Genomic DNA, 7,465 nt, shown 5'->3' on the forward strand with positions numbered 1-7,465 from the left:
TGAGCCCCCCAATACCCATTGGGGGGCTCAGGCATTTCCACAACAAAATCACCGGAATCGGCGGGCCATTTCGTGCGTGGCTTCCTAATCGAAAAGGGCCGGCATCGTCCGGCTCTTTTCTAGATCGAGCAGTGCCCGTTTACGTTCGAGACCGCCGCCATATCCGGTCAGGCTTCCGTTGGCGCCGATCACCCGATGGCACGGCACGATGATGCCGACGGGATTATGACCATTGGCCAAACCCACGGCGCGAAATGCGCCGGGCGACCCGATCTCACGCGCGATATCACCGTAGGCGCAGGTCTGCCCGTACGGGATCGTCCGCAGCACCTCCCACACCCGCCGCTGAAACGTCGTCCCGACCAGCTCGAGCTCCAGATCGAAGTCGGTGCGTTCGCCGGCGAAGTACCCGGCTAACTGCTCCACCACATCGGGGAACGCGGTGTCGTCGGGCTCCCAGCCGGCATGGCTGGGTTCATAGGTCTGATCGACCATCCGCAGATGCATCAGCCTGCCGTCGCGTCCGGCCAAGGTGAGCGGCCCGACCGGGCTGTCGATGGTGCGGGACCGCAAGCCGGCCGTATTCGTCGTCATGTTCTCTCCTGGTGCTTGTCCGGTTGGTGCGCGTTCGGCGGCCAGTCGTTCACGGCATGATCGAGCGTCGTCCACAGGTGCTGGGTCGCGTATGCCCGCCAGGGACGCCATCGGGCGCTGTGTCTGGTCAGCGCCGCCGGCTCGGCGGGCAGTCCGAGTTGCTCGGCGGCCAACCGCACGCCCAGGTCGCCGCTCGGGAACGCATCGGGATCGCCCAGCCCCCGCAGGGCGACCACCTCGGCGGTCCACGGCCCGATGCCGGGCAGGGCCAGCAGCTGGGTGCGCGCCAGGTCCCGGTCGCAGCCCGGGTCGAGTATCACGTCGCCGCAGGCCAACGCCCGGACCAATCCGGTGACCGTCCGTTTCCGGGACTGCGGCATCGCCAGGTGCGCCGGGTCGATATCGCCGAGCTCGGCCACCCCGGGAAACACGTGGGTCAGGCCGCCGCCCTCATCGCGGACCGGGATCCCGTACGCAGCCACCAGGCGGGCGACGTGGGTGCTGGCCGCCTTGATCGACACCTGCTGGCCGATCACGACGCGCAGCGCCAACTCGGCCTCGTCGACGCTCCTCGGGATGCGTTGCCCCGGCGCCTTGGCCACCACGGCGCGCAGGTCGGGGTCGGCGCTCAGCGCGTCGATAATGGCCTCGGGGTCGGCGTCGAGATCGAGCAGCCGTCGGCACCGCGCGATCGCCGCCGAGAGGTCGCGGAAGTCGTCGAGCACCAGCTCGCACCGGACATGGTCGGGCCGCGGGCTCAGGCTCACGATGCCCTGGCCGTTCGGCAGCCGCAGAGTGCGCCGGAAACGGTCCCCGCGCACCTCCTCGACCCCGGGAACGGCGCTGGCGGCCAGGTGCCCGAACAACCCCTCGAAGGCGAACGGGGTCCGCACCGGGAGCCGTAGCGACAATGCGCCGGAGGAGGTGTGATCGCGGGCGAACCGGGTCCGGGCGCGACGACGCAGCTCGGTGGGGGTCAGATCGCAGACCGCCCGCACCGTGTCGTTGAACTGCCGGATCGAAGCGAAGCCGGCCGCGAAAGCGACATCGCCGAACGGCAATTCGGTGGTCTCGATCAGCACCCGGGCGGTCTGGGTGCGTTGCGCCCTGGCCAGTGCGAGCGGATTGGCGCCCAGCTCCGCCTGCATGATCCGTTGCAGCTGCCGCGTCGTGTACCCGACCCGCGCCGCCAACCCGGTCACCCCCTCGCGGTCGACCGTGCCATCGGCGATCAGCCGCATACATCTGGCGACCACATCGCCGCGGACGTTCCACTCCGGGGATCCCGGCGAGGCGTCCGGCCTGCAGCGTTTACAGGCGCGGAACCCGGCGCCCTGCGCGGCGGCCGCGGTCGGGTAGAACCGCACATTGCGGGCGAACGGCGCCCGGACCGGGCAGCTCGGCCTGCAGTAGATCCCGGTGGTGAGCACGGCCGTGACGAACCAGCCGTCGAACCGGGCGTCCTTGGACTGGACGGCCCGGTAGCAGCGTTCGGAATCGTCGTGCACGAATCAACGATTACACGATGGCACCGACACCTCTGGCGGAAAACCGACATGGTCGTCCGGCCGGCGCAGGGGCGGACGCGGCTACACTGCACCCCGTGGTCGACCTGGTACAGCACTATCTGGATCAGATCCGCACCGAGCACGCCGGGTTGCGGGGCGGCAAACCGGCCGACTACATCCCCGAGCTCGCCCACGTCGACCCCGACGGGTTCGGTCTGAGCCTGTCGGCCTCGGACGGCTATGTGTATGAATCCGGCGACGCCGCAGTGCAATTCACCATCCAGTCGATCTCCAAACCGTTCACCTACGCGTTGGCGCTCGATCAGATCGGGACCAGGGCGGTCGACGCATCCATCGGGGTCGAGCCCTCCGGCGAGGCATTCAACGAGATCAGCGTGGACGAGTCCACCAAGACGCCGAAGAACGCGATGATCAACGCCGGCGCGATCACGGCCGTCTCGCTGATCCCCGGCGACACGCCCGACGAGCGGTTCAACCGGATCCACGAGTTCTATTCGGCCTGCGCCGGGCGCCGCCTCGAGGTCGATCTGGGTGTGTACGCCTCCGAGATGGCGACCGGGGACCGCAACCGGGCCATCGCCTACATGCTGCGGAGCTTCGGCGCGCTCCAGGGCGATCCGGACGGGGCGCTCGACGTGTACGTCCGGCAGTGCTCGATCAGGGTCACCAGCACCGACCTCGCCCGGATGGCCGCCACGTTGGCCAGGGGCGGGTTCAACCCGTTGACCGGCAGGCGGGTCACCGACGCCCAGGTGGTGCGGCGGACCCTGAGTGTCATGGTGACCTGCGGTATGTACGACGCCACGGGCGACTGGGTCAGCGCCGTAGGCCTGCCCGCCAAGAGCGGGGTGGGCGGCGGCATTCTCGCGGTGCTGCCCGGGCAACTCGGAATCGGTGTCTACTCGCCGCCGCTGGACACCAGGGGCAACAGTGTGCGCGGTGTCGAGGTGTGCCGCAGCCTCTCCGCACAGCTCGGGCTGCACTTCCTGTCCGTGGGCCGGGAATCCTCGTCGACCCTGCGGGCCGTCTACGACGCCGGTTCCGGTGTCCGGGTGTACGAAGTCCAGGGCGATCTGCTGTTCGCGGGTGCCGAGCAGGTGCTGCGGACCGTCGCGCATCAGATGGACCGGTACCAGGTGGCGATTCTTGAGGTGAGCCGGGTCGACGACATCGACGATGCGGCGCGCCGGATGCTGACCGGGATGCGGGCCGGTCTGACCGCCGCGGGCCGGGAGAGCTACCTGGTCGATCCCGACGGCCGGGTGGTGCCGGTGTCGCGACGCGGCGAGTACGACGCGGTGGTGTTCGGCAGCGTGGACGAGGCGGTCGACGCGGCCAGACAGCCCCGCCCGGACTAGGCAGGCACCGCAAGCCGGGTCGGTTCGCTGAGCCCGCGCAACGTCACCGTATCACCCAATACCCAATGGGCACTTTCTGTTTCGGTAGCCCCCGCGACGGTGTCCGAGGACGCCACCAGATAGCCGGGGACCGATTTGGCGTACTCACACAGCCGGGCCGCCTCGTTGACCGGTCCGCCGATCACGGTGTATTCGAAGCGCTCCCTGGCACCGACATTGCCCGCGACCACCTGACCGGCGGCCACGCCGAGGCCCGCGTCCAGTTCCGGCATCTCGGTGCCCAACCGGCGCACGATGGTTCTCGCGGCCGCCAGCGCCTCGCCCTCGGGATCGCTCAGCCGCACCGGCGCGCCGAACACCGCGAGCACCGCGTCGCCCTCGAACTTGTTGACCAGCCCGTGATGGCGGTCGACCTCCTCGACGATGACGGCGAAGAAGCGGTTCAGCAGTTCCACCACCTCGGTCGCCGGTCGGCCGGCGACCAACTGGGTGGATCCGATGATGTCCACGAAAATCACTGCGGCATGGTGTTCTTCGCCTCCGAGCCGGGGGCGTTGCTGTTCGGCCAGTGCCGCCACCTCGCGGCCGACGTGGCGGCCGAACAGGTCGCGGACCCGCTCGCGTTCCCGCAGCCCGCGCACCATCGAGTTGAAACCGCGTTGCAGCTGGCCGAGTTCGGTGCCGTCGAAGACCACCAGGTTGGTGTGGAAGTCGCCCTCTTCGACCCGGTTGAGCGCCGCGCGCACCACCCGCACCGGCGTCACGGTGAGCCAGGCCAGAATCCACATCAGGATGAATCCGAAGATGAGCGCGAACAACGCGAGAATCATCACGGCGACCGCGAACTGGGTGGGGGTGACGTTGCGCAGGATCAGCGTGAGCAACGCCGCCAGGAAGATGCCGAGCACCGGCACACCGGAACCGAGGGCCCAGACCAGCATGGTGCGGCCCATGATTCCCTCGGCCATCCGCCGCGGCGGGCGGCCGGCCTCCAGAGCCTGGGCGGCCACCGGGCGCAGGGCGAACTCGGTAAACAGGTAGCAACTGGCCGAGACCACGATGCCGGGAAAGCTCACTCCCAGCAGCCACTTCGGGATGTAGTTGGGGTCGGCGAACGCGTAGAGGGTGGTCAGCACGATCGCGCCGATGCCCCACAGGACCAACAACACCCGGGTCATCCGCCATGGGGCGAGGAAGGTGTTGCGCTGGTCCTCCTTGGTGGGCGTGCGCTCGGCGATGGCCCAGCGCACGTTCCTGATCACCCGCCGGGTCGCCCAGAACACGCCGATCACCAGTGCGGCGGTGATGTAGGCGGGTACCGCCGCGAAGGTGATCCAGCGGACCTCCGGCTCGAAGACGCTGGGTGTCGGAAACGCCACCATCACGACAAGGGTCGCGACACCGATGCCCAGCAGGTTGGCGACGACGACGAATGTCGTGAGGATGATCTGGATCCGGATCCGGCGGCGACGCTGGCTCTCCGAAACCCGGCCGAGCAGCCACGAGCCGTACTCCGGCGCGGTGGACGGGAGTCGGCTGCTCTGCCTGGTGACGGTCTCCAACACCCGGCCCAGCCGCCGCGCGACCGAATTATCGGCGTTCATTGTGGCGCCAGCCTAGTTCGTTCGCGATGCCCTTAAGGTGGATCGGGTGCGCCTCGTCATAGCCCAGTGCACCGTCGACTACGTAGGGCGGCTGACCGCCCACCTGCCGTCGGCCCGTCGGCTGCTGCTGTTCAAAGCCGACGGCTCGGTCAGCGTGCACGCCGACGATCGTGCCTACAAGCCGCTGAACTGGATGAGCCCGCCGTGTTGGGTCGTCGAGGAGGATGTCGGTGACCAGGACGCGACGGGTGCGGTCCGCTGGGTGGTCGAGAACAAGGCCGGTGAGCAGCTGCGGATCACCGTCGAGGATGTTGAGCACGACTCCAGCCATGAGCTCGGTGTCGATCCCGGCCTGGTCAAGGACGGTGTGGAGGCGCACCTGCAGGCCCTGCTGGCCGAACATGTCGAACTGCTGGGTACCGGATACACGTTGGTGCGCCGCGAGTATCCGACCGCGATCGGTCCGGTGGACCTGATGTGCCGCGACGAACTCGGCGGCTCGGTGGCCGTCGAGATCAAGCGCCGCGGCGAGATCGACGGTGTCGAACAGCTGACCCGCTACCTTGAGCTGCTCAACCGTGACACCGTTCTGGCCCCGGTGACCGGGGTGTTCGCCGCCCAGCAGATCAAGCCGCAGGCCCGCACACTCGCTACTGATCGCGGAATCCGCTGCGTCACTTTGGATTACGACCAGATGCGCGGTATGGACAGCGACGAGTACCGGCTGTTCTGATGTCGCGTCGGCGCGGGCCACCCTGGCGGCCGCCGCCGCTGCCGCCGTCGCTGTCGGCACGCCGGGTCGAAACCGGCCCCGACGGTCACGATTACGAGGTGCGTCAGGTCGCCGCCGCGAGGGCCGTCAAGAGCTATCGCTGCCCCGGATGCGATCACGAGATCCGTCCGGGCACAGCCCATGTCGTGGTGCTCCCGGTGGATTTCGGCGATATCGAGGACCGCAGGCACTGGCACACGCCGTGCTGGGCGAACCGGGCCAATCGCGGCCCGACGCGCAGATGGTCGTAGGCGGGTCCTCTCGTCCCTGCTGGGCATGAGGTAGCCTCGGCGCTGAGAACGGTCACATCCGTGCATCGCGGATGTCAGGGAACCCGGTGGGAATCCGGGACTGACGCGCAGCGGTATGGGAGACGGATTCACCACCGACCCGGAGCACCTCCGGGCAGGCGTGGAATTCGTCGGCTCCCGAGTCCGAATACCTGCCGTTTTCGGTTGTGTCCACCGTGTATCTCGCGCTTAGGTACCCCGGCATATCGAGGCAAGGCTTGCTGATCCAGCGCACCGCCAAGGCGTCTTTCTCGGTCGTTCGACGTGTTCCGGTCGTCGCCCTGACCGCGGTGCTCGCGGTCCTCACACTGGTGAGCATCGTGGTCTCGGTCGCCTTCGGCGCCGAGGACATTCCGCTCGGCGACGTCTGGCGCACCGTGGCGGGCCGGTTCACCGGCACCGTGATCGAATCGGGATACGACGTCATCATCTGGGATCTGCGCCTACCGCGTTCGGTGCTGGCGGCGATCGTGGGCGCGGGCCTGGCGCTCGCCGGAGCCCTGATGCAGGCACTCGTGCGGAATCCGTTGGCGGAGCCCTATCTGCTCGGCGTCTCGGCCGGGGCGGCGGTGGGCGCGACGGCGGTCATGACCCTCGGCGCCCTCTCGGGGCTGGGGCTGTGGGCCCTGTCCGGAGGGGCGCTGATCGGCGCGCTGTCGGCGACGCTCGCCGTGTACACGGTGGCCCGCGCGCAGGGCGGGCTCACGGCTCTTCGGCTGATCTTGTCGGGCGTGGTGCTCTCCTCGGCGTTCATGGCGTTGTCGTCGCTGCTGGTGTTCACCGCCGGTGATCCGCACGCCGCCGAAAGTGTGATGTTCTGGTTGCTCGGCAGCGTGGCCGGAGCGACGTGGGCGAAGGTGCCGGTGGCCGGTGCGGTTGTGCTGATCGCCCTGATCGGGGCGCTGCTGATCCATTCGTGGCTCGACGCCTACGCGGCAGGCACCGATACCGCCACGTCCCTCGGTGTGCCGGTGCGGGCCCTGCGCAATGCACTGTTCCTGATCCAGGCGGTGCTCGTCGGCGTGCTGGTCGCCGTCTCGGGCGGGATCGGGTTCGTCGGGCTGATCGTGCCGCACGCTGCGCGGCTGGTGGTGGGCGCCACGCATCGCGCGATGCTGCCGGTCGCGGTCTGCGGCGGGGCGCTCTTCCTGGTGTGGGTCGACGTGATCTCTCGGGAGATGGCGGCGCCGCGGGAGATGCCCCTGGGCATCGTGACCGGCCTCATCGGCGCACCCGTGTTCCTGTTCCTGATGGGGCGCCGACGCTACGAGTTCGGCAACAGCACATGAGTGCGGCACCGATGATGTCCGGGACCGTG

At 68.7% G+C, this 7,465-nt stretch carries 7 protein-coding genes and 1 riboswitch; of the genes, 4 read left to right on the forward strand and 3 right to left on the reverse strand.

The features are described from left to right. Positions 1-84: 84 nt before the first annotated feature. Together ACWDTP_RS35940 and ACWDTP_RS35945 are read right to left on the reverse strand one after the other, a co-directional pair. Positions 85-594: a methylated-DNA--[protein]-cysteine S-methyltransferase gene (locus ACWDTP_RS35940; protein WP_450027984.1), complete on the reverse strand. Its 510-nt coding sequence runs from the start codon at positions 592-594 to the stop codon at positions 85-87. After that, positions 591-2,102, reverse strand: a complete 1,512-nt coding sequence (locus tag ACWDTP_RS35945) for a DNA-3-methyladenine glycosylase 2 family protein (RefSeq protein WP_450027985.1) — start codon at positions 2,100-2,102, stop codon at positions 591-593. The genes ACWDTP_RS35940 and ACWDTP_RS35945 overlap by 4 nt, the downstream gene beginning before the upstream one ends. 95 nt (positions 2,103-2,197) lie before the next feature. Between ACWDTP_RS35945 and glsA the strand changes: the two genes are divergently transcribed. After that, positions 2,198-3,481 (forward strand): glutaminase A, encoded by a 1,284-nt coding sequence (gene glsA / locus ACWDTP_RS35950; RefSeq protein ID WP_450027986.1) that lies wholly within the window; start codon positions 2,198-2,200, stop codon positions 3,479-3,481. On the opposite strand, the gene ACWDTP_RS35955 is transcribed toward glsA, so the two are convergent. Then, the gene (locus ACWDTP_RS35955) at positions 3,478-5,085 is read right to left on the reverse strand and encodes an adenylate/guanylate cyclase domain-containing protein (RefSeq protein ID WP_450027987.1); all 1,608 of its coding nucleotides are present in this window, start codon (positions 5,083-5,085) and stop codon (positions 3,478-3,480) included. The genes glsA and ACWDTP_RS35955 overlap by 4 nt on opposite strands. 46 nt (positions 5,086-5,131) lie before the next feature. Here ACWDTP_RS35955 and nucS point away from each other — a divergent pair, with 46 nt between their 5' ends. The 3 genes from nucS to ACWDTP_RS35970 all read left to right on the forward strand — a co-directional run bounded on the left by nucS (position 5,132) and on the right by ACWDTP_RS35970 (position 7,436). Next, a complete protein-coding gene (gene nucS / locus ACWDTP_RS35960) occupies positions 5,132-5,818 on the forward strand; it encodes an endonuclease NucS (protein ID WP_450027988.1) in 687 nt (228 codons plus the stop codon). After that, a complete protein-coding gene (locus ACWDTP_RS35965) occupies positions 5,818-6,108 on the forward strand; it encodes a hypothetical protein (protein WP_450027989.1) in 291 nt (96 codons plus the stop codon). The genes nucS and ACWDTP_RS35965 overlap by 1 nt, the downstream gene beginning before the upstream one ends. Positions 6,109-6,140: 32 nt before the next feature. Continuing rightward, positions 6,141-6,321: riboswitch (cobalamin riboswitch) on the forward strand. 47 nt (positions 6,322-6,368) lie between these two features. Further along, positions 6,369-7,436: a FecCD family ABC transporter permease gene (locus tag ACWDTP_RS35970; protein ID WP_450027990.1), complete on the forward strand. Its 1,068-nt coding sequence runs from the start codon at positions 6,369-6,371 to the stop codon at positions 7,434-7,436. Positions 7,437-7,465: the final 29 nt, after the last annotated feature.

Source organism: Mycobacterium sp. NPDC003449 (assembly GCF_053588415.1).